The sequence below is a fragment of the Cedecea sp. VD22 genome, assembly GCF_037150195.1.
GTDB lineage: Bacteria > Pseudomonadota > Gammaproteobacteria > Enterobacterales > Enterobacteriaceae > Cedecea.
In genome coordinates, this window is record NZ_JBBCPX010000005.1 from 1 (window position 1) to 22,563 (window position 22,563).

The window sequence follows — 22,563 nt, forward strand, 5'->3', positions numbered from 1 at the left end:
TTTCGCTTGCTAACTCGAGGTGGCGTATATTACGCTTTCCTCTTTCAGAGTCAAGCGTTTATTTTTGCTTTCGTCTGACTGACTACCGGGTTGTGAAGCCGCTTTCGAAGCCGCTTCGCCGTGTCAGCGGAGGCGCATTATAGGGAGTTCTCAGAGCCTGACAACCCCTAATTTGAAAAAACTTTCTGACAGCCTATTTTTTAGGCGAAACGCTTATTTTTAGCGCTTTTTGATAAGTTTTGGCAGGTCTGCGAGGCTATTAATAACCACATCTGCGGCCGCCTCGCCTGCTTCTGTCACTGGTTTTCCAGTGCGAACCAGCACTTTAGTCCCCACCATTGCGGCAGCACCAGCCTGCATATCTTCAATTTTATCGCCGACCATATAAGAAGAAGCCATATCAATGTGCAGGAAGTCACGGGCAGAAATCAGCATGCCAGGCTGCGGCTTACGACAGTCACAAGTCTGGCTAAACTCTTTCACGCTCCCATCTGGATGATGAGGGCAATAATAGATGCCATCGAGATCGACGCCGCGGTCCGCCAGCGACCAGTCCATCCATTCGGTCAGGTTTTCAAAGTCAGCCTCGGTGAACATCCCGCGCGCAATGCCGGACTGGTTAGTCACCAGCACCAGAGCAAAGCCCATCTCTTTTAATTCGCGCATTGCTTCTATAACACCATCAATAAACTCGAATCGGTCAACTTCATATACATAGCCATGATCGACATTAATGGTGCCATCGCGGTCGAGAAAAATAGCGGGTACGGACTGTGCCACTTGAGAACTCCTGAAACGGGTTAATGACGTTTAGTATCGCATGATTTAGTAATAAGGAGAGAACAGTCCTTCACTCGCTGATTGATTTAGACGTCTGGATGCCTTAACATCCATATCGATTACGGTAACTTTGGTTACTGGTAGCAGAAAATTCCACGGCTAATACAGATACGATAATAAATAACTCAATGATTAAACTTTCAAATATCACCAAGGTGTTCCAGCAGGGAAACCGCAGCATACAGGCATTGAACAATGTCAGTCTGCACGTACCTGCCGGGCAAATTTATGGCGTGATTGGCGCGTCCGGTGCGGGGAAAAGCACCCTTATCCGCTGTGTAAACCTGCTTGAACGTCCAACCGAAGGTTCAGTTCTGGTTGACGGTCAGGACCTGACAACGCTTTCTGAAACCCAGTTAACCAAAGCCCGCCGCCAGATCGGTATGATCTTCCAGCACTTTAATCTGCTTTCTTCGCGTACCGTTTTTGGTAACGTCGCTCTGCCGCTCGAGCTGGATAACACGCCAAAAGAAGAGATTAAACGTCGCGTTACCGAGCTACTGGACTTAGTAGGTTTAGGTGAAAAGCACGATGCCTGGCCTGCAAACCTTTCCGGCGGTCAGAAGCAGCGCGTCGCGATTGCTCGTGCGCTTGCCAGCAACCCAAAGGTCCTGCTGTGTGACGAAGCTACCAGCGCGTTGGACCCAGCCACAACCCGCTCTATTCTGGAGCTGTTGAAAGACATTAACCGCCGCCTGGGCCTGACCATTCTGCTTATCACCCACGAGATGGATGTGGTCAAACGTATTTGTGACTGCGTGGCCGTGATCAGCAACGGCGAGCTTATTGAGCAGGATACGGTGAGCGAAGTGTTCTCCCATCCGAAAACGCCTCTGGCGCAGCAGTTTATTCAGTCCACACTGCACCTCGACGTGCCGGAAGATTACGCGCAGCGTCTGGACGCAGAGCATAAAGAAAATGCGGTACCTTTATTACGCCTGGAGTTCACTGGCCAGTCGGTCGATGCCCCACTGCTCTCAGAAACAGCACGTACCTTCAACGTGAACAGCAACATTATTAGCGCGCAGATGGATTATGCCGGTGGCGTGAAGTTCGGCATCATGCTGTGTGAAATGCACGGCGAGCCAAAAGATACGCAAGCGGCTATTGCCTGGCTGCAGGAGCAACACGTGAAAGTAGAGGTGCTGGGTTATGTCTGAAGCAATGATTTGGTTACTGGCTCGCGGCGTATATGAAACGTTGGCCATGACCTTTGTTTCCGGTTTCTTCGGATTTGTGCTCGGTCTGCCAGTCGGCGTGCTGCTTTACATCACTCGTCCTGGGCAAATCAGCGCCAATGCGAAGCTTTACCGCAGCCTCTCGGCGATCGTTAACATTTTCCGTTCTATTCCATTCATTATCCTGCTTGTCTGGATGATCCCTTTTACTCGCGTCATCGTAGGAACGTCTATCGGCCTGCAAGCTGCTATCGTTCCGTTGACCGTTGGTGCCGCGCCGTTTATTGCGCGTATGGTTGAAAATGCCCTGCTGGAAATTCCAACCGGCCTGATTGAAGCTTCACGCGCGATGGGCGCTACGCCGCTGCAAATCATTCGTAAAGTACTGCTTCCAGAAGCACTTCCAGGCCTGGTCAACGCCGCGACGATTACCCTTATCACTTTAGTGGGCTATTCTGCTATGGGTGGTGCCGTCGGTGCCGGTGGTCTGGGGCAGATTGGCTATCAGTACGGGTACATCGGCTACAACGCTACCGTAATGAATACCGTACTGGTTCTGCTGGTCGTGCTGGTTTACTTAATTCAATTCTCTGGCGATCGTATCGTCCGGGCTGTTACACACAAATAAACACAACTGCATTCATACAAGGAAAAGGACATGGCTTTTAACTTTAAAACGTTCGCCGCGGTCGGCGCTCTGATTGGCTCTCTGGCCCTGGTGGGTTGCGGTCAGGAAGAGAAAGATCCAAACCACATTAAAGTCGGCGTGATTGCTGGCGCTGAGCAGCAGGTTGCGGAAGTGGCTCAGAAAGTGGCTAAAGAGAAGTATGGCCTCGATGTTGAGCTGGTGACCTTTACCGACTATGTCCTGCCAAACGAAGCACTCAGCAAAGGCGATATCGACGTTAACGCCTTCCAGCACAAACCTTACCTGGATCAGCAGATCAAAGATCGTGGTTATAAGCTGGTTTCCGTAGGCAATACCTTTGTTTATCCAATTGCCGGCTACTCCAAAAAAATCAAATCACTGGCTGAACTGCAGCCGGGTTCTCAGGTAGCACTGCCAAACGACCCGACTAACCTCGGCCGTTCTCTGCTGCTGCTGCAGAAAGAAGGTCTGATCAAACTGAAAGACGGCGTTGGTCTGTTGCCAACCGTGCTGGATGTCACCGAGAACCCAAAAAATCTGAAACTGGTTGAGCTGGAAGCACCGCAACTGCCGCGCTCTCTTGACGATGCGCAGATTGCTCTGGCCATCATCAACACCACTTACGCTAGCCAGATTGGCCTGACACCAGCGAAAGACGGTATCTTCGTTGAAGACAAAAACTCGCCTTACGTGAACCTGATCGTTTCTCGTGAAGACAACAAAGATGCAGAAAACGTGAAGAAGTTCGTTCAGGCCTATCAGTCTGACGAAGTGAACGAAGCGGCTAACAAAGTCTTTAACGGCGGCGCGGTTAAAGGCTGGTAAGTTTCCATTCTTCAGTTTTACGTAAATAATTAAAGGCGGGCGCAAGCCCGCCTTGTTATTTTGGTTCGAGCTTGCTTCAATGTTCCCCGTTTTACATTCATTGAGGAAATATTATGCGTGCTTTACCGATCTGTTTATTAGCCTTCGCGCTGAGCGGCTGTTCAATGCTAAGCAGATCCCCAGTAGAACCCGTTCAAAGCACGGCAGCTGCGCCGAAGACAGAAACAGAGAAACCGAAAGCGCCTCGCCCTGTTCCGGTCAGAATCTACACCAACGCAGAAGACTTGGTGGGTAAACCGTTCCGTGATTTAGGCGAAGTCAGCGGCGAGTCTTGCCAGGCAAGCAATCAGGATTCTCCCCCGAATATCCCGACAGCACGTAAACGCATGCAGATTAATGCCTCCAAAATGAAAGCCAATGCGGTCCTGCAGCACAGCTGCGACATCACCACCGGCACGCCAGGGTGCTACCGTCAGGCTGTTTGCGTTGGCTCCGCGCTGCAAGTTTCGGCGCAATGACCCCATTTCAATTTGCACAAATAGGCGTTATTCGCTCCCCTTATAAAGAAAAGTTCGCCGTCCCGCGTCAGCCCGGTCTGGTCAAAGACGGCGGCGGTGAACTGCGTCTGCTTGCGCCTTACAACCAGGCCGATGCCGTTCGTGGGCTGGAAGAGTTTAGCCACCTGTGGCTATTGTTTGTCTTTCACCAAACGATGGAAGGCGGCTGGCGCCCAACCGTACGTCCTCCCCGGCTTGGCGGCAACGCGCGAATGGGCGTGTTTGCTACGCGCTCCACGTTTCGCCCGAATCCAATCGGCATGTCGCTGGTTGAGCTTAAAGGTATTCGTTGCCAAAAAGATGAAGTGATCTTACAGCTCGGCAGTCTGGATTTGGTGGATGGCACGCCCATTGTAGATATCAAACCGTACCTGCCATTTGCAGAAGCCGTGCCGGACGCACGTGCTGGCTATGCACAGCAGGCTCCGCAGGCGGACATGCCTGTGATGTTTACACCAGAAGTGCAGCATCAGTTGACCGGGCTGGAAAAACGCTATCCGCATCTTGCGCGTTTTATCAGTCAGGTGCTTGCTCAGGACCCTCGTCCTGCCTATCGTAAAGGTGAAGATGTCGGGAAAACTTACGCCGTTCTGCTGCTGGACTTTAACGTTCGCTGGCGCGTCACAGAACACGGTTTTGAAGTGTTCGCTCTCGAAACGAGTTAATTTAGCCCTCTCTCTTTTGACATCTCTGCCACACTGGTAAACTAAACCACTTTTTTTGAAGCAGGCCGCCGCTGGCCTGCGCTCTGCCGTTCAAATGGAACCGTAACAACATGCGTACTAGCCAATATCTGCTCTCCACTCTGAAGGAGACACCTGCCGACGCTGAAGTAGTCAGCCACCAGCTGATGCTGCGCGCCGGGATGATCCGCAAGCTGGCCTCCGGTTTATACACCTGGCTGCCAACCGGTTTGCGCGTCCTGAAGAAAGTCGAAAACATCGTGCGTGAAGAAATGAACAACGCAGGTGCTATCGAAATGTGCATGCCGGTGGTTCAACCCGCCGACCTGTGGCAGGAGAGTGGACGTTGGGAACAATACGGCCCGGAGCTGCTGCGCTTTGTTGACCGTGGCGAACGTCCTTTCGTGCTGGGTCCAACCCACGAAGAAGTGATCACCGACCTGATTCGCAACGAACTGAGCTCCTACAAGCAGCTGCCGCTGAATCTGTTCCAGATCCAGACTAAATTCCGTGACGAAGTGCGCCCACGCTTTGGCGTAATGCGTTCTCGCGAATTCCTGATGAAAGACGCCTACTCGTTCCATACGTCTCAGGAATCCCTGCAGGAAACCTACGACAAGATGTATGAGGCTTACAGCAAGATTTTCTCCCGTATGGGTCTGGATTTCCGTGCCGTTCAGGCAGATACCGGCTCTATTGGCGGCAGCGCTTCCCATGAGTTCCAGGTACTGGCCCAAAGCGGTGAAGACGATGTAATCTTCTCTGACAGCTCAGACTATGCGGCAAACATCGAATTCGCTGAAGCTTTAGCGCCGGCAGCAGGCCGCGCAGCGCCAACCGCTGAAATGAGCCAAATCGACACCCCGAACGCAAAAACTATCGCCGAGCTGGTTGAGCAGTTCAACCTGCCAATCGAGAAAACGGTTAAGACTCTGCTGGTGAAAGCCACCGAAGGCAGCGCTTATCCGCTGGTTGCTTTGCTGGTTCGTGGCGATCACGAGCTGAACGAAGTGAAGGCTGAGAAACTGCCGCAGGTAGCAAGTCCGCTAACATTCGCCACCGAACAAGAAATTCGCGACATCGTGAAAGCCGGTCCTGGTTCCCTGGGTCCAATCAATCTGCCTGTTCCAGTTGTGATTGACCGCAGCGTTGCGGCAATGAGTGATTTCGCCGCTGGCGCAAACATCGACGGCAAACACTTTATCGGCATTAACTGGGAACGTGATGTTGCGCTGCCAGAAGTTGCGGATATCCGTAACGTTGTGGCTGGCGATCCAAGCCCGGACGGCAAAGGCACCTTGATGATCAAGCGCGGCATCGAAGTGGGTCACATCTTCCAGTTGGGTACCAAGTACTCTGAAGCGCTGAAAGCCGCGGTTCAGGGTGAAGATGGCCGTAACCAGACCCTGACCATGGGTTGCTATGGCATCGGTGTTACCCGCGTGGTCGCGGCTGCGATTGAACAGAACTTTGACGATCGCGGTATTCTGTGGCCGGACGCTATCGCCCCGTTCCACGTTGCGATTCTGCCAATGAACATGCACAAGTCATTCCGCGTGCAGCAGCTGGCTGAAGAGCTGTATACCACGCTGCGCGCGCAGGGCATCGACGTGCTGCTGGACGATCGTAAAGAGCGTCCAGGCGTGATGTTTGCCGACATGGAGCTGATTGGTATTCCTCACACTATCGTTATCGGCGACCGCAATCTCGACAACGAAGAGATCGAATACAAACATCGCCGTGCCGGTGAGAAGCAGATGATCAAAACCAACGAGATCGTTGATTTCCTGGTGAAGCAGATCAAAGGCTAATTAACCGCTGAGCATAAAAAAGCCCGTCCATCTGGACGGGCTTTTTCGTTTTAGTCGTTACACTCTTTGCCGGGCTTAAACTTCGCACCCTTATCCGCGACCAGCGCTTTTTGTAACTCCCCACTGTCTGGAGAAGCCTGCAGCGTAAAGTGCCCTTCTACCACCAGCAGGATTGGCGCGCTGTTCTTGCCGCGCGCTGCCGCATAAGCTCTTTCGAGCTCGGCATTATCCGCAACGGCAAAGGTTTTACCGGTCGCACAGTCCTGGAATACCGCCGCGTCAGCCATGTATTTATACTTGCCTTTCATCGGCATTGGCGTTGACGGCAGCTTCGCATCCACCGCTTTTAGCGTGTAGTTGAACTGCGAATCAATCGGATTGCCTTCACGATCCAGCATCACCAGGCTGTCGCCTTTAGGGTGGTAATACTGCTTCTCGCCTTCGCTGTCGGTTAAGACCAGTTTATCTGCAGTCCGCGCCCATTTACCGTAGCTGGCAAATGAGGCTCCTTTACCCTGGTAAGTCTGGTTCATCACCCAGGTGCCGTCCTTTTCCAGGAACAGCGAGGTTTCAATCCCTTCACAATCCGCACACGGCACTACGCCGCGATAGCTCTGCTGCATCGGTTTCAATTCCGCCGCCTGAGCCGGGATCAAAGTTTGCGTTTCCGTACGATTATTACAGCCAAATAGCGTGAACAGGCTGAGCGCTGCCAGCGCAGCCAGAAGACTCTTCTTCATGCTTCATTCCTTATGCCGTTGTCCCAATGTTCGTCGCTACTCCGGATGACGACGAACTTTGCCGCGTAGTGCTTTGGTTGTCGATTTCTGCGCCTTTGAGGCCAGACGCCGCTCTTTAGAAGCCCGCGTCGGCTTTGTGGCACGGCGGCTCTTCTGCACTACGGTGAGTTCTTGTATCAATGAAACCAGGCGAGCCACCGCCGCTTCGCGGTTCATCTCCTGGCTTCGGTATTCCTGGGCTTTAATCACCACCACGCCCTCAGGCGTGATCAAATGGTGACTTACCGCCAGCAGACGTATCTTATACGACTCCGGCAGGCTAGAGGCAGGAATATCAAAGCGCAAATGAATCGCCGTTGAGGTTTTATTCACATGCTGCCCACCCGCCCCCTGGGCGCGAATCGCGGTAATCGTGACTTCATTGTCCGGGATAACGACCGTTCGCGACACGGAAATCATTGTTGCAGCCAGGCCGTAAAGTGAATTTCCAGATTATTCTCGCTGTCGGACAGCCAGATTGCGCCATCCTGAATCGTCGCCTGCAGGTTCATGGTGCGCGTACCAAACTCACTTAGCTTCGCCAGCTGTGCGTCATCCAGATACCAGATGGACAGGTTTTTAAACTGGCTCAGGCGGGTCTGGTTTTGCTGCCACCAAATTTCCGCCGCCCGACTATTATAGGTAAACAATGCCACCTCAGCCGACTGGCTGCAGGCTTTTTTGACCCGACGTTCTTCCGGTAACCCTAGTTCTACCCACAAATCAATGCCAAGGTGATCGTTTTTACGCCAGATTTCCGGCTCGTCTTCTGCGCTGAGGCCACGGGTAAATTCCAGACGCTCATCCGCATATTTAATCCATGCCAGCAGGCGCAGCATCATGCGCTCCTGCGTTTCCGATGGATGACGCGCCAGCGTCAGGCTGCTGTCCAGAAACCGATTACGATCGAGATCGGCCACATTTACCGTCGCCTTATAAATTGTCGCTTTTAACGCCATCACACTTCTCCATACACAATTGCGCGCTATTGTAGCGAAATAACACCCCTTCGGCTCTGAGTATGACGGGTATATTTGCGTGGCTGATATCGGTTACATTGCTGTGGTATAGTCACCTTGCTAAACAGAGTTTATCTTCGTAGGCTTAGACTTGACCCCACGAGTAGGTCTGAAGTCGGGACTCTGAGAGGAGGGTATGTGGAAAAGTATTGTGAATTAGTTCGGCAACGCTATGCGGAAATTGCCAGCGGCGATTTAGGCTATATTCCTGATGCCTTAGGATGCGTATTGAAGGCTCTGAACGAAGTTGCCTCCAGCGAGGCCGTATCGGAGTCGGTCAGGGAACAGGCGGCTTATGCTGCCGCGAACTTACTGGTGAGCGATTATGTCAATGAATGATGCGTATCAACCCATCAACTGTGATGATTATGACAATCTCGAGCTCGCCTGCCAGCATCATTTGTTACTGACGCTGGAGTTAAAAGACGGGGAGGTTTTGAAAGCCAAAGCGAGCGATCTGGTTTCTCGTAAAAACGTCGAATACCTGGTTGTCGATAACGCTGGCGCTACGCGTGAGCTACGCCTCGATAAAATTAACAGCTTTAGCCACCCCGAAATCGGCACTATCGTGGTGAGCGTCGAATAAATCTGATCACCCCATCTCAAACAAAACGGGCAGCTATCGAGGCTGCCCGTTTTGTTTACGGCTTCATTGAGGCGTAGTAGGCCGCCAAATCAGAGATATCCTCGTCTGAAAGCCCGCTGACGTAAGCCTTCATGATTTCTGCCTGCCCACCGCTGCGCTCCCCTTTTTTATAGGCCTGAAGCGAATGCTCCAGATAAGCTTCGCTCTGCCCGCCAATGTTTGGGTACAGCGGCGCAGAAGCTTTCCCACTCATGCCATGGCAGGCAACGCAGGTCATGGCCTTCGCTTCCCCGGCCTGGGGATCGCCTTTCGCCAGAGCAGGTAAACTGCAGGCTATCAGCCCAAGCAGTAATACGACTTTTTTCATTGCTCAACTCCCTTTTGCCAGTCTATGTGCCAGCATGAATGTTCCGTAGCTTGTCCTTCACGAGTGACAAAAATACCCGGCGCAGCGATAAGTTGCTCGCCATAAAACAGCAGCGGCGTGGCGTCACGTTCCCATGGCGGAATGCGCAATTCCTGCCAGATTTTTTTCAGCGTTCGCCTTTTATCACGGCCGACAATATGCAGCAAACCCGAAGCCTTAAAACGCAGGCTAACAATTTCGTCCTCTGCTGGCGCACGCACCGGCATTCCCTTCTCGCTGAGTAAAATCATTCCCAGCCCAGGGAGATTCAAGGGGTGATAAGGTGCGGGCCATAAATAGCTTTTTTCCCGATCGATGGTCAGCAGCGGAACCCAATACAGTTCCCCCTGAAAACGCCTGATTTCATGTTCGCCCAGGCGAAGGCGAGGATTGGCATCTTCCCGACTTAAAGCGACTTCCTGCCATAAACGTTGAAGAGAAGGCCGGGACGGCATCGCAGCCCGATGCCAGGAGAGCCAGCGCCGCAGCAGGGCAAATCGCCGTGCCTCGCTCATCGCCAGCATCGACTCAATATGCAGCGCGCCCTCGGGTGACATCAAGTTATCCAGCTGCTCGGCAAGCAGTTCATCAAGCAGCTGTTCCTGCTCGCCGCATAACGCAGCGCTGCGGGCAACGCTGCGGGAAAAATGGGGCCATCTTTGCTGCAGCAGAGGAACGACTCTCAGACGCAGGAAATTCCGGTCATACTTATCGTCCTGATTACTTTCGTCCTCAATCCAGCTTAGCCGGTGAACGCCAGCCCATTCCTCAAGCTGTGCGCGCGAAGTTGCCAGCAACGGGCGCAATAATAATGTGTCGCTAAAAGGCAAAATCGCAGGCATCGACGCCAGCCCGGCCGGGCCGCTGCCGCGTTTAAGCGCCAACAGGAAGGTCTCACACTGGTCGTCCAAATGCTGTGCCGTCAGCAGCACTTCACCTGCCAAAAGCGAGTCAGAAAGCGCCTGGTAGCGGGCCGCCCTCGCTTCCCCTTCAATCCCCTGGCCGCCGGAGGGAAGCTGAACATAAGCCACTTCGAAGGGCACGTTCCACTTCTCACAAATTGCCCGGCAATGTTCCACCCAGCTGTCTGCTCTCGGGCTGAGCCCATGGTGGATATGCATCGCCCTGATATTCAACTCAGGTTGCAGAGTATTTCGCAGGGTAACGACTTGATGCAGCAGAACCGTCGAATCCAGCCCACCGCTAAACGCCACCAGCAGTTGGCGGTGAGGATGCAGAAAAGACTGAAGTTCGCGGCTAGTCATAGTTCGTCGTTACGAGGGGTTTGCCCGGCAAATTACCGGGCATTCGCGGCGCTGGCAAGGTTTACTGCTGATAAAGTTCCAGCGGCAGGCCGTCGGGATCGCTGAAGAAGGTGAAACGTTTGTTGGTATAGGGATCGATGCGGATGGGTTCGCATTTCACGCCGTGGCTTTCCAGGTGCGTAATCGCCTGGTCAATGTTTTCCACGCTGAATGCCAGGTGACGAAGCCCGCAGGCCTCCGGGCGACTTGGGCGTACAGGCGGAAACGGAAAAGAGAATAGCTCAATAACGTACTGGCCGTTCAGCGCCAGATCGCCTTTCCAGGAGTCCCGCTCTTTGCGGTAAACTTCCGCTTCCAGCGTAAACTCCAGCACATCGCAATAGAATTGCTTACTGCGTTCGTAGTCCGACGCGATAATCGCGACGTGATGAATTTGCTTTAAACCCAGCATAAAATCTCCTTAGTCACTTCAGGCAAGGTAATCATCGCTTCCCTGCAAAGCAAGCGCTCAAGCCTCTTTTAAGACTCGTACTCTGTAGACGCCGTCCTCACCGAGTTTAGCCCCGTGAATATCCGTTTCAAAGCCCGGATAATGTTCCCCCACAGAGCACAGCATCAGCAGGAAGTCGAGCACCGCCCGACTCTCTTTGGTGATCACTTCTCCCGGCATCACCACAGGCACGCCTGGCGGATAAGGCAGGATCATATTGGCTGAAACTCTGCCCAACAGTTCCTCTATTTCTACCGTTTCTACGTTGCCTTTCACCTGCTGCTGATAAGCCTCATGCGGCGTCATACGCATTTCTGGCAGGACATCAAAAGCGCGCAACATTAGATCGGGCAGGTTATGTTGCTTAATCAGTTTGTGGATCCCCTGCGCCAGCGTCTGAATGCGCATGTTGCGATAAAAGTCCGGATCTTCCGCAAAAAGATCCGGCAGCATGTTCTTCACACGCAAATTAAGATCGTAAGACCGCTTAAACTCCGTCAGCCCGCGCAGCAGGCTTAGCGCTTTTGTCTTATCAATACCGATACTGAACAGGAACAGCAGGTTGTACGGACCGGTCTTCTCAACAACAACGCCCCGCTCGTCGAGAAACTTGGCCACCAGCGCCGCCGGGATCCCCTCTTCTGCCATTTCACCCAACTCGCTCATGCCCGGCGTCAGAATAGTGACTTTGATAGGGTCGAGATACATGTGTTCGGCATCGGCATCCCTGAAGCCATGCCAGTCTTCCTCTCCGGGGGCAATGGGCCAGCACTCGGCCTCATCAACATGATCGGGTTGCCAGATATCGAAGAACCAGTCTTCTGACTCTTCGCGCAGGCGCTGCACTTCACGGCGGAAATGCAGGGCACGCTCAACGGAACGGTTGATCAGCCGTTTCCCCGTATTACCGCGCAGCATCGCCGCGGCCGTTTCAATCGAGGCCACCAGCGGATAGCTCGGGGAAGTGGTGGTATGCATCATGTAGGCTTCGTTAAAGGTATCTTCATCGTAATCACCTTTAATGTGAATCAGCGAAGCCTGAGAGAACGCCGCCAGCAGCTTATGGGTCGACTGGGTTTCATAGATAATTTTCTCCGGCACCCGGTCACCACTCATGCCGCTTTTACCCTGATAAATCGGGTGGAAGTTGGTATAGGGCACCCAGGCGGAGTCAAAGTGAATCGACGGCACATCTAGCGTTTTCTTGATGAAATCGGTGTTGTACAGCAGCCCGTCGTAGGTCGAGTTGGTGATAACCGCGTGCACCGGCCACTGCGCATTCGGGATTTCAGCGACCTTTTTCTCGATATTTTCACGAGTAAATTCACGCTGAGGAATACCGCCCAGGATCCCCAGCGCGTTACGCGTTGGCTTCAGCCAGATTGGCACCAGATTGGTCATCATCAGCAAATGGGTCAGCGATTTATGGCAGTTACGATCGACCAGAATTGTGCTGCCGGATGGCGCGGCATACATGCCGACTATCTTGTTCGACGTCGAAGTCCCGTTAGTCACCATATAGCTTTGTTCGGCGCCGAAGGTGCGGGCAATGTACTCCTCCGCCTCCAGATGAGGGCCGGTATGATCTAGCAGCGAACCCAGCTCCGTAACCGAAATCGACACGTCGGCCTTCAGCGTGTTGCCGCCAAAAAAGTCGTAAAACAAGCAGCCGACCGGGCTTTTCTGGTAGGCGGTACCGGCCATATGCCCTGGCGTACAGAAAGTGTATTTTCCCTCTTTCACATAGGTGAACAGCGCTTTGGTCAGCGGCGGCGTAATCGTATCCAGGTACTCGTCGGTGTACTGGCGAATACGCAGGGCGATGTCGTCGGCCGCGCTCAGCGCATACTCGAAGAACCACAGCGCCATGCGCATTTCATTCACGCTAACGTTTAGAGAGGAATGTGTATTGATGAATGCATACAGCGGCAGATCTTCATTCAGCAGGTTAATTTCGCTGCACAAGTCGAGGCTGTATTCGTCCCAGTCAAAGACCACGCCGCAGATACGAGGGTTGTGCTCAATCAGCTTAAGCAGGTCAGTGCTGTTGGTGGGGTAGATGAGCTGAAAGCCCTGCAGCTCCAGCGCGCGATGCAGTTCTTTAATAGGTTCGTCTTTGTAGAAAACGCCGTGCGGCCCCATAATCGCAATGGTATTCAATGTTCACCTCCTGGAAATCACCTGGCTAAGCATAGCGCAATGGGATTTTCCATGAAGCAATAAATGCAAAAAGGGCCGGAAAATCCGACCCTTATCGCTATTTTACAACTTAAAATCAGGCGTAGCCGTAGCTCATCAGACGCTGATAACGACGGTTTAACAATTCGTCTTTGTTCAACACGTCGAGATCCGCCAGATCGGCCAGCAGCTGTGCACGCAGGGAAGCGGCCATCACTTCTGGATTGCGATGCGCACCACCCAACGGCTCAGGGATCACGGTATCGATCAGCTTCAGCTCTTTCAGGCGAGGAGCAATGATCCCCATCGCTTCTGCGGCCAGCGGGGCTTTATCCGCGCTCTTCCACAGGATTGACGCACAGCCTTCCGGGGAAATAACGGAGTAAGTGCTGTACTGCAGCATGTTTACTTTGTCACCCACGCCAATGGCCAGCGCACCACCGGAACCACCTTCACCGATAACGGTACAAATGACCGGTACTTTCAGACGGGACATTTCACGCAGGTTGCGGGCGATCGCTTCAGACTGACCACGTTCTTCGGCGCCAACGCCCGGATAAGCACCCGGCGTGTCGATGAAGGTAATGATCGGCATGTTAAAACGTTCAGCCATTTCCATCAGACGCAGCGCTTTACGGTAGCCTTCTGGTGCCGGCATACCGAAGTTACGACGGATTTTCTCTTTGGTTTCGCGCCCTTTCTGATGACCAATGATCATCACCGGACGACCTTCCAGACGAGCAATACCGCCCACGATAGCTTTATCGTCGGCATAGGCACGATCGCCGGCCAGTTCGTCGAACTCATCAAAAGCCAGACGAACGTAATCCAGGGTGTACGGACGCTGCGGATGGCGCGCCAGCTGCGCAATCTGCCATGCACCTAAATCAGCGAAGATCTTGCGGGTCAGCTCAACGCTTTTCTCGCGCAGACGCTGCACTTCTTCGTCCAGATTAATATCCAGTTTTTCATCCTGGCGGCTAACGGCCGTCAGGGAATCGATTTTCGCTTCCAGCTCTGCAATCGGCTGTTCGAAATCAAGGAAATTCAGACTCATAATATTCCTGTTTTAGTCAAACTCCAGTTCCACCTGCTCCGAACCAATCAGCGTTCGCAGATCGTTAAGTAAACGATCGCTAGGGGAAACACGCCATGTCGCACCGAAGCGCAACCGGGCTCGTGCATCCACCCTCTGATAGTAGAGATGTACTGGAATTGTCCCCGAACGATGGGGTTCCAGAGACTGACGGAGACGGTTTAAAAGCTGGTCATCAATTTGCCTGTCCGTCAGCGAGATAGCAAGCCCACGCGCGTACTTTTCACGGGCTTCGTCGATGTCCATCAGCTCGCGGGCCGTCATTTTAAGCCCTCCGCTGAAGTCATCAAAGCTGACCTGTCCGCTAACGATCAGGATACGGTCTTTTTCCAGCAGATGCTGGTATTTTTCTAGCGCATCTGTGAATAACATCACTTCCAGACGACCAGAGCGGTCATCCAGCGTACAGATGCCGATGCGATTACCTCGCTTGGTGACCATAACCCGCGAAGCAATCACCAGACCCGCAGCCGTGGTCATTTTACCACGTTCCGTCGGGTGCATCTCTTTCAGGCGCATGCCACCGACATAGCGCTCGATTTCTTTCAGGTACTGGTTGATCGGGTGACCGGTAAGATACAGTCCGAGCGTCTCACGCTCCCCTTCCAGCACCACTTGTTCAGGCCAGGGAATCACGCTGGCGTAGGACTTTTCGACCTGCTCAGGCTCTTCGGCAAGAACGCCGAACATATCTGCCTGGCCAATAGCTTCCGCTTTCGCGTGCTGATCAGCTGCTTTTAACGCATCACCCAGCGCATTCATCAGCGCCGCGCGGTGAGGCCCAAGGCGGTCAAAAGCCCCGGACATAATGAGTTTTTCCAGCACCCTGCGGTTAAGCTTTTTGATATCGGAACGCGCGCACAAATCAAAGAGATCGAGGAAATGCCCGCCTTGATTACGCGCTTCGATAATGGCTTCAATCGGGCCTTCACCCACGCCTTTTATCGCGCCGATGCCGTAAACAATTTCCCCGTCATCGTTAACGTGGAAATGGTAAAGGCCAGAGTTAATGTCCGGCGACAGGACTTTCAGCCCCATTCGCCAGCACTCATCCACCAGGCCCACCACTTTCTCGGTGTTATCCATATCGGCGGTCATTACGGCCGCCATAAACTCTGCCGGGTAGTGCGCCTTCAGCCACAGCGTCTGATACGAAACCAAAGCATAGGCGGCAGAGTGAGATTTGTTAAATCCGTACCCGGCAAATTTCTCTACCAGGTCAAAGATTTTCATCGACAGCTCGCCGTCGACGCCGTTTTTGATTGCGCCCTCTTCAAAAGTGCCGCGCTGCTTGGCCATCTCTTCCGGTTTCTTTTTACCCATCGCTCGACGCAGCATATCCGCGCCGCCGAGGGTATAACCGGAAAGCACCTGGGCAATCTGCATAACCTGTTCCTGATACAGGATGATGCCGTAGGTAGGCTCCAGTACCGGCTTCAGGCTTTCGTGCTGCCATTCCACGTCCGGATAAGAAATCGCTTCGCGGCCATGTTTACGGTCGATGAAGTTATCTACCATCCCCGACTGCAGCGGGCCCGGACGGAAAAGTGCCACAAGGGCGATCATGTCTTCGAAGCAGTCAGGCTGCAGACGCTTAATCAGGTCTTTCATGCCGCGGGATTCAAGCTGGAAGACCGCGGTGGTTTCCGAGCGCTGCAGCATGTCGAAGCTTTTCTTATCGTCGAGCGGAATGGCGGCGATATCAATCGGCTCCAGCCCCTGTTTTGCCCGACGCGGGTTGATCATTTTCAGCGCCCAGTCGATGATCGTCAGCGTACGCAGCCCCAGGAAGTCAAACTTCACCAGGCCCGCATATTCAACGTCGTTCTTGTCGAACTGGGTAACCGGATGCTGCCCCTGGTCGTCACAATAAAGCGGCGCAAAATCGGTAATTTTGGTTGGGGCGATAACCACGCCCCCGGCATGCTTACCGGCGTTACGCGTGACGCCTTCCAGCTTGCGCGCCATGTCGATCAGGGCTTTAACTTCTTCGTCAGCTTCGTAGATCTCCGGCAGCTGCGGCTCCGCCTCAAAGGCTTTCGCCAGCGTCATGCCGGGATCCGGTGGCACCAGTTTGGAAATGCGATCGACAAAACCGTAAGGGTGACCGAGTACGCGACCTACGTCGCGAATAACCGCCTTCGCCGCCATCGTACCAAAGGTAATGATCTGCGAAACGGCTTCACGCCCATACATCTCGGAAACGTGGTCGATCACCTGGTCGCGTTTTTCCATACAGAAATCAACGTCGAAGTCAGGCATCGAAACACGTTCCGGGTTAAGGAAACGTTCGAACAGCAGGTCAAACTCAAGCGGGTCGAGGTCGGTGATCTTCAGCGCATAGGCCACCAGCGACCCCGCACCTGAACCACGCCCAGGCCCGACCGGCACGCCGTTATCCTTCGACCACTGGATAAACTCCATCACGATTAGGAAGTAGCCGGGAAAGCCCATCTGGTTGATAACCTGCAGCTCGATATCCAGGCGCTCGTCGTATTCAGGGCGTTTCTGCGCACGCACTTCCGGGTCCGGGAATAGGAACTCAAGACGTTCTTCCAGCCCCTCTTTGGATTTCATGACCAGGAAGTCTTCGGTGGTCATCTCTCCCGTCGGGAATTGCGGCAGGAAGTACTCACCCAGGCGCACGGTCACGTTACAGCGCTTGGCAATCTCAACGCTGTTTTCCAGCGCTTCCGGGATGTCCGAAAACAGCTCGCACATCTCTTCTTCGCTACGCATATATTGCTGGGCGGAGTAGTTACGCGGGCGCTTAGGATCGTCCAACGTGAAGCCATCGTGGATCGCCACTCGGATCTCGTGGGCATCAAAGTCGCCGGCATCAATAAAGCGGACATCGTTGGTGGCAACCACCGGCAAGCCGCGTTCGTCAGCCAGCGCCACGGCGGCGTGAAGATAGTTTTCTTCATCCACCCGACCAGTGCGAATCAGTTCCAGATAGAAGCGATCGGCAAAATGCTGCTGCCAGAATTCCAGGCACTGATCGACCAGCGGCTGGTTTCCACGAAGCAGGCTTTTGCCAATATCTCCCATGCGCCCACCGGAGAGCAGAATTAGCCCTTCGTTTAACTCTACCAGCCACTCTCGGTCAATAATCGGGCCCGCTGCGCCGTAGCCACGCTGGTAGGCACGAGAGATCAGTAAGGTAAGGTTTTGGTAGCCTTCATTGTTTGCAGCCAGCACCGTCAAGTGACTAAGCTCATCGCCTAACAGCTCGTTGGCAACGTTAAAGTCCGCACCGATGATCGGCTTAATACCGGCGCCATGGCCGGAACCATAGAATTTGACCAACCCACAGAGGTTGGTGAAATCGGTGATAGCGAGAGCAGGCATTCCCAGCGCCGCGGCTTTTTTTACCAGCGGCCCGGTCTTCGCCAGCCCATCAATCATGGAATAGTCGCTGTGCACCCGAAGGTGAATGAAACGTGGTTCAGCCATCTCTCACCAATTACTCTGTATCAGCTACTAAGGCTCAGGAGACGAGCCCAAGCGCGCGTTTGACGGGGCCAAAGCTGCGGCGATGGTGCTCGGTGGCACCATGCTCGGCCAGCTTTTCGAGATGAAAAGCGGTTGGGTAGCCCTTGTGCTGAGCAAAACCGTACTGCGGGAAGCTGAGATCCAGTTCGGCCATTTCACGATCGCGCGTGACTTTGGCAAGTATTGACGCCGCACTGATTTCTGCCACCCGGCTGTCGCCTTTAACAACCGCCAGCGACGGCATAGGCAACACAGGGCAACGGTTGCCGTCAATCAACACATATTCAGGCACAACATTCAGGCCCGCAACCGCACGCTGCATGGCCAGCATCGTGGCATGCAAAATGTTGATATTGTCGATCTCGTGCGGCTCGGCACGGCCCAGACTCCAGCTTAATGCCTTTTCGACAATTTCGTCATACAGCGCCAGACGGCGTTTTTCAGATAATTTTTTCGAGTCCGCCAGCCCGATAATCGGCTTTGCCGGATCGAGGATCACAGCTGCAGTAACAACGGCGCCGACCAAAGGCCCGCGCCCTACTTCATCCACGCCGGCGACAAGGTGCGTATGCGGGTAAACAAATTCGATCATTGAGCCAGCTCCAGCACGGCGTCCGCCGCCTGCTTGTCCGCATTACAACGGATCTGCTGATGCAAATCCCGGAAGGTATCATGCATCTGATGGCTGACGGCACCGTCTTCCAGCAACGGCTCAAGCGCACAGGCAAGCCCGATAGGCTCACATTCGTTTTGCAGCAGCTCTTTAACCAGCTCGCGGCCTGCCAGTAAATTTGGCAGGGAAACGTAATCGGTTTTCACCAGCCGCTTCGCCAGCCAGAACGTGAACGGCTTCATGCGATAGCCAACCACCATCGGGCATTTGGCCAACATACATTCAAGCGCAGCCGTGCCGGAGGCCAGAAGCGCCGCGTCACTGGCAATCATCGCTTCACGTGCTTTTCCGTCCAGCAGATGTACATGCAGTTCGGGGGCAATCTCAGCTTTAATCTTTTCGAACTGCTCACGACGCTTTGCATTCACCAGTGGCACCACGACTTCCAGTGCAGGCCAACGCTTACGAAGCAATTGCGCTGTTCTGAGGAAGTCTGCGCTAAGCATTTCGACTTCAGCGCCGCGACTGCCGGGCAACAACGCCAGGCATTTTGCATCTGCCGCAATGCCTAACGTCGCACGCGCAGCGTTTTTATCCGGATCGAGCGGCATGGCATCCGCCATGGTATGCCCGATGAAGCGACACGGTACATTAAACCGGTCGTAAAACGCTTTTTCGAAAGGCAGAAAAGCCAATACCAGATCGGTCGCTCTGCCAATTTTGAAAACGCGTTTTTGTCGCCATGCCCAAACGGACGGACTGACGTAGTGGATCGTACGGATCCCTTGTTTTTTGAGGTTGCCTTCAAGCGTGATATTGAAATCCGGCGCATCAATGCCGACAAAGACGTCGGGCTGCAGCTCGGTGAAGCGCTTCGTGAGATCGCTGCGGATCTGCAGCAGGCGACGTAAACGGCCAAGCACTTCAACGATGCCCATAACCGCAAGCTCTTCCATTTCATACCAGGCTTCACAACCTTCAGCCTGCATAAGCGGCCCGGCCACGCCAACAAAGCGAGCATCAGGCACGCGAGCTTTCAGTTCGCGAATAAGCCCAGCACCAAGAATATCGCCGGAGGTTTCTCCGGCGACCAAGGCAATCGTAAGGGGACGACCAGGCTTCATTAACGAATCAAACCGCGCGTGGAGCGGGCAAAGAATTCAATAAATGCATTCACTTCCGGATGCTGAGCTGCAATTTCAGCAATTTCCGGCTTCGCCTCTTCAAGCGTCTTGCCGCTGCGATAGAGGATCTTGTAGGCGTTGCGAATAGCGTGCAGCGCTTCTTTGCTGAAACCGCGACGCTTCAGGCCTTCAATGTTCACACCAAACGGCGTCGCATGGTTGCCCTGTGCGATAACGTAAGGTGGTACATCCTGAGCAACGCCGGAACAGCCGCCAACCATCACGTGGGCACCGATGATGCAGAACTGATGCACCGCAGTCATTCCACCGATGATGGCGTGATCCCCGATTTGTACGTGACCCGCAAGCGTTGCGTTGTTCGCGAGGATAACGCGATCGCCAATCTGGCAATCATGCGCAACGTGCGCATTGATCATCAGCAGGTTGTCGCTTCCCACCTTCGTTAATCCAGCATCTTGCACCGTGCCGCGATGGATGGTGACGCTTTCGCGAATGCGGTTGCGGTCGCCAATTTCCACGCGAGTTGGCTCACCCGCATATTTCAGATCCTGGTTAACTTCACCGATAGACGCGAACTGGTAGATCTCATTGTCACGGCCAATTTTGGTGTGACCATTGACGACAACATGAGATTTCAGAACCGTGCCTTCGCCGATTTCAACGTTTGGACCTACGAGACAAAACGGGCCAATGTGAACGTTAGCGCCAATGACGGCACCTTCTTCCACAATAGCGGTTGGATGAATAAAGGCGGACTTATCAATCACGTATTATGCCTCCCGGCTGCGTGCACACATCATGGTCGCTTCGCAGACAATCTTGCCGTCAACAATTGCGACGCCTTTGAAACGCGTCAAACCACGACGAGTTTTCTCAAAGGTCACTTCCATAATCATCTGATCGCCAGGCACAACAGGGCGCTTAAAGCGCGCTTCATCGATGCCAGCAAAGTAATACAGTTCACCCGGCTCAAGTTTACCCACGCTTTTGAATGCAAGAATACCGGTAGCCTGTGCCATCGCTTCCAGGATCAATACGCCCGGGAAAATCGGCTTACCAGGGAAGTGCCCCTGGAAAAACGGCTCATTTACAGAGACATTTTTTACTGCGCGCAGAAAACGACCTTCTTCAAAATCCAGCACGCGATCAACCAGCAAGAACGGATAACGGTGCGGCAGAAGCTCTAAAATCTCTTCAATGTGCAGAGTATGAGTGTCAGTTGTCAAAATACTCTTCCTGTCTAAATATTCTAAATGACAATAATAACACGGCCTGCGGCAATCAAAGAATGCCAGCAGGCCGCAAATCAAAAAGCGCGGCTTACGCTCCAGCCCTAATGGCCGGAAACACGGCAGCGCAGGGAGCAGGCGACGATCAGTCTTGTTGATTGACCTTACGTTCGATGGCTTTTAAGCGTTTGCTCATCTCATCGATGTTCATCACCAGGGCGGCGGTTTTACGCCACGCTTTGTTCGGTTGGAGCGGGATCCCCGAAGAGTAAACTCCCGGTTCAGTGATTGGACGCATCACCATTCCCATTCCTGTCACGGTCACCTTGTCACAGATTTCCATATGGCCGTTGATTACGCTGGCACCACCAATCATGCAGTAACGGCCAATTTTAAGGCTGCCCGCCATGATAACGCCACCCGCAACCGCAGTATTGTCGCCAATCACAACGTTATGTGCAATCTGGCACTGGTTATCAATGATAACACCATTGCCGATGATCGTGTCATCCAGGGCGCCGCGATCGATTGTCGTACAGGCACCAATTTCAACGCGATCGCCAATAATGACCCGGCCTAGCTGAGGAATTTTCACCCAGTTACCGCGATCGTTAGCGTAGCCAAAACCATCTGACCCAATCACCGTGCTGGACTGAATCAAGCACTGAGCACCGATTTCGATGTTGTGATAGATGGAGACATTGGCCCATAAACGGCTACCCGCGCCGATTTTGGTATTTTTTCCTACAAAGCAGCCAGCGCCGATCACCACGTTATCGCCCAGCTCAACGCCTGATTCGATAACGGCATTTGCGCCGATAGAAACATTTTGACCAAGCCTCGCGGTCGCATCAACAGCTGCGCTTGGCGCAATATTGCTTGCAGGCTGAGGCGTGGTATCAAGAATTTGGGCCATACGGGCATAGGTCAGGTAGGGATTCTTCACTACCAGCGCCGCGCTCTTAGCGTATGGAAGGTCGGCTTCGGTCATCACGACGGCAGAAGCCTGGCAGACAGCCAGCTGTTCACGATAGCGAGGGTTAACCATGAACGTAATGTGGCCAGACTGGGCAGTTTGCATAGATGCAACGCCGGTGATGACGATATCGCCATCACCGTGCAATTCTGCATCCAACTGCTGGGCTAATTCAGCCAGTCGAATTGAAGACATTACTTATTTAACCTGTTTCAGTACGTCTGCAGTGATGTCTTTAACGTCGTTACCTGCGTAAGCAACGGTGTTTGCATCCAGAACAACATCATAGCCTTTATCGTCTGCAACTTTCTTCACAGCGGCCTGGATACGAGTAACCAGTTTGCTACGCTCTTCGTTGGAACGACGGTTACGATCCTGCTCAAAAGCCTGTGCTTTTTCGGAGAACGACTGGCGCTGAGCCATGACGTCTTTTTCCATTTTGCTGCGATCTGAAGCTTTCATGGTTGAACCATCGCGCTGCAGGCGCTGCATTTTGGATTGCAGATCGTTTTCCATTCCCTGCAGTTCGCTGGCGCGGCCTTTGAACTCATTTTCCAGGGTTTTAGAAACACCGGTGTTTTGTGCGACCTGTTGGAACAGGTTGCCCATGTTAACTACTGCGATGCTGGAGGCAGCCTGAGCGCCGGCTGAAGCAACCATAGCAATCCCGAGACCTGCGGCAACTAACCACTTTTTCACTATAAACTCCTTACCATCCCATAGGCGTCCGAAGACACTGTTTT

General features: G+C 53.4%; 24 protein-coding genes. 8 read left to right on the forward strand and 16 right to left on the reverse strand.

All coding sequences use genetic code 11. The features are described 5' to 3' along the window. Positions 1-219: 219 nt before the first annotated feature. Positions 220-780 (reverse strand): D-glycero-beta-D-manno-heptose 1,7-bisphosphate 7-phosphatase, encoded by a 561-nt coding sequence (gmhB, locus tag WFK85_RS11575; protein ID WP_008456984.1) that lies wholly within the window; start codon positions 778-780, stop codon positions 220-222. A gap of 188 nt (positions 781-968) precedes the next feature. On the opposite strand from gmhB, the gene metN reads away from it, so the two are divergent. From metN to proS, 6 genes are all read left to right on the forward strand, one after another. After that, a complete protein-coding gene (gene metN / locus WFK85_RS11580; protein WP_166993617.1) occupies positions 969-2,000 on the forward strand; it encodes a methionine ABC transporter ATP-binding protein MetN in 1,032 nt (343 codons plus the stop codon). Further along, entirely contained in the window at positions 1,993-2,646 is a 654-nt protein-coding gene (locus WFK85_RS11585; protein WP_008456980.1) for a methionine ABC transporter permease MetI, read from the forward strand. Before metN ends, WFK85_RS11585 begins: the two co-directional genes overlap by 8 nt. A 30-nt stretch (positions 2,647-2,676) precedes the next feature. After that, positions 2,677-3,492, forward strand: a complete 816-nt coding sequence (locus WFK85_RS11590; RefSeq protein ID WP_008456978.1) for a MetQ/NlpA family lipoprotein — start codon at positions 2,677-2,679, stop codon at positions 3,490-3,492. A gap of 113 nt (positions 3,493-3,605) precedes the next feature. Then, complete coding sequence (gene rcsF / locus WFK85_RS11595; protein ID WP_008456976.1) at positions 3,606-4,010, forward strand: Rcs stress response system protein RcsF; 405 nt, start codon at positions 3,606-3,608, stop codon at positions 4,008-4,010. Beyond that, positions 4,007-4,714, forward strand: a complete 708-nt coding sequence (tsaA, locus tag WFK85_RS11600; protein ID WP_166876662.1) for a tRNA (N6-threonylcarbamoyladenosine(37)-N6)-methyltransferase TrmO — start codon at positions 4,007-4,009, stop codon at positions 4,712-4,714. Before rcsF ends, tsaA begins: the two co-directional genes overlap by 4 nt. A 110-nt stretch (positions 4,715-4,824) precedes the next feature. Beyond that, on the forward strand, positions 4,825-6,543 hold the full coding sequence (proS, locus tag WFK85_RS11605) for a proline--tRNA ligase (protein ID WP_008456972.1): 1,719 nt from the start codon (positions 4,825-4,827) through the stop codon (positions 6,541-6,543). Between the two features lie 50 nt (positions 6,544-6,593). On the opposite strand, the gene nlpE is transcribed toward proS, so the two are convergent. The 3 genes from nlpE to WFK85_RS11620 are packed head-to-tail and all read right to left on the reverse strand — an operon-like array spanning position 6,594 to position 8,281. Then, a complete protein-coding gene (gene nlpE / locus WFK85_RS11610; RefSeq protein ID WP_008456969.1) occupies positions 6,594-7,283 on the reverse strand; it encodes an envelope stress response activation lipoprotein NlpE in 690 nt (229 codons plus the stop codon). A gap of 36 nt (positions 7,284-7,319) precedes the next feature. Next, on the reverse strand, positions 7,320-7,742 hold the full coding sequence (gene arfB / locus WFK85_RS11615) for an alternative ribosome rescue aminoacyl-tRNA hydrolase ArfB (RefSeq protein ID WP_008456967.1): 423 nt from the start codon (positions 7,740-7,742) through the stop codon (positions 7,320-7,322). Continuing rightward, complete coding sequence (locus WFK85_RS11620; protein WP_008456965.1) at positions 7,739-8,281, reverse strand: YaeQ family protein; 543 nt, start codon at positions 8,279-8,281, stop codon at positions 7,739-7,741. Before WFK85_RS11620 ends, arfB begins: the two co-directional genes overlap by 4 nt. A gap of 198 nt (positions 8,282-8,479) precedes the next feature. On the opposite strand from WFK85_RS11620, the gene WFK85_RS11625 reads away from it, so the two are divergent. Together WFK85_RS11625 and rof are read left to right on the forward strand one after the other, a co-directional pair. Then, on the forward strand, positions 8,480-8,680 hold the full coding sequence (locus WFK85_RS11625; RefSeq protein ID WP_008456963.1) for a YaeP family protein: 201 nt from the start codon (positions 8,480-8,482) through the stop codon (positions 8,678-8,680). Further along, complete coding sequence (gene rof, locus WFK85_RS11630; protein WP_008456962.1) at positions 8,667-8,927, forward strand: Rho-binding antiterminator; 261 nt, start codon at positions 8,667-8,669, stop codon at positions 8,925-8,927. The genes WFK85_RS11625 and rof overlap by 14 nt, the downstream gene beginning before the upstream one ends. Before the next feature lie 55 nt (positions 8,928-8,982). Here the strand turns inward: rof and WFK85_RS11635 are convergent, their stop codons facing one another. The 12 genes from WFK85_RS11635 to skp form a co-directional block, all read right to left on the reverse strand. After that, a complete protein-coding gene (locus tag WFK85_RS11635; RefSeq protein ID WP_166993615.1) occupies positions 8,983-9,294 on the reverse strand; it encodes a c-type cytochrome in 312 nt (103 codons plus the stop codon). Next, positions 9,291-10,598: a tRNA lysidine(34) synthetase TilS gene (gene tilS / locus WFK85_RS11640; RefSeq protein WP_336707847.1), complete on the reverse strand. Its 1,308-nt coding sequence runs from the start codon at positions 10,596-10,598 to the stop codon at positions 9,291-9,293. Before tilS ends, WFK85_RS11635 begins: the two co-directional genes overlap by 4 nt. A gap of 61 nt (positions 10,599-10,659) precedes the next feature. Next, the gene (locus WFK85_RS11645) at positions 10,660-11,049 is read right to left on the reverse strand and encodes a VOC family protein (protein ID WP_008456956.1); all 390 of its coding nucleotides are present in this window, start codon (positions 11,047-11,049) and stop codon (positions 10,660-10,662) included. A gap of 57 nt (positions 11,050-11,106) precedes the next feature. Next, entirely contained in the window at positions 11,107-13,248 is a 2,142-nt protein-coding gene (locus WFK85_RS11650; RefSeq protein WP_336707845.1) for a lysine decarboxylase LdcC, read from the reverse strand. Positions 13,249-13,363: 115 nt separating this feature from the next. After that, the gene (gene accA, locus WFK85_RS11655) at positions 13,364-14,323 is read right to left on the reverse strand and encodes an acetyl-CoA carboxylase carboxyl transferase subunit alpha (RefSeq protein WP_008456951.1); all 960 of its coding nucleotides are present in this window, start codon (positions 14,321-14,323) and stop codon (positions 13,364-13,366) included. 12 nt (positions 14,324-14,335) lie between these two features. Next, positions 14,336-17,818 (reverse strand): DNA polymerase III subunit alpha, encoded by a 3,483-nt coding sequence (gene dnaE / locus WFK85_RS11660; RefSeq protein WP_166876682.1) that lies wholly within the window; start codon positions 17,816-17,818, stop codon positions 14,336-14,338. A 34-nt stretch (positions 17,819-17,852) separates the two neighbouring features. Further along, entirely contained in the window at positions 17,853-18,449 is a 597-nt protein-coding gene (rnhB, locus tag WFK85_RS11665; RefSeq protein WP_008456948.1) for a ribonuclease HII, read from the reverse strand. Next, positions 18,446-19,594, reverse strand: coding sequence for a lipid-A-disaccharide synthase (gene lpxB / locus WFK85_RS11670; RefSeq protein ID WP_008456946.1), 1,149 nt, complete (start codon positions 19,592-19,594; stop codon positions 18,446-18,448). The genes rnhB and lpxB overlap by 4 nt, the downstream gene beginning before the upstream one ends. After that, entirely contained in the window at positions 19,594-20,382 is a 789-nt protein-coding gene (lpxA, locus tag WFK85_RS11675; RefSeq protein ID WP_008456945.1) for an acyl-ACP--UDP-N-acetylglucosamine O-acyltransferase, read from the reverse strand. Before lpxA ends, lpxB begins: the two co-directional genes overlap by 1 nt. Before the next feature lie 3 nt (positions 20,383-20,385). Then, positions 20,386-20,841: a 3-hydroxyacyl-ACP dehydratase FabZ gene (fabZ, locus tag WFK85_RS11680; RefSeq protein ID WP_039290428.1), complete on the reverse strand. Its 456-nt coding sequence runs from the start codon at positions 20,839-20,841 to the stop codon at positions 20,386-20,388. A 148-nt stretch (positions 20,842-20,989) separates the two neighbouring features. Further along, positions 20,990-22,015: a UDP-3-O-(3-hydroxymyristoyl)glucosamine N-acyltransferase gene (gene lpxD / locus WFK85_RS11685; protein ID WP_008456942.1), complete on the reverse strand. Its 1,026-nt coding sequence runs from the start codon at positions 22,013-22,015 to the stop codon at positions 20,990-20,992. A gap of 3 nt (positions 22,016-22,018) precedes the next feature. Continuing rightward, complete coding sequence (gene skp, locus WFK85_RS11690; protein ID WP_008456940.1) at positions 22,019-22,519, reverse strand: molecular chaperone Skp; 501 nt, start codon at positions 22,517-22,519, stop codon at positions 22,019-22,021. Positions 22,520-22,563 lie beyond the last annotated feature (44 nt).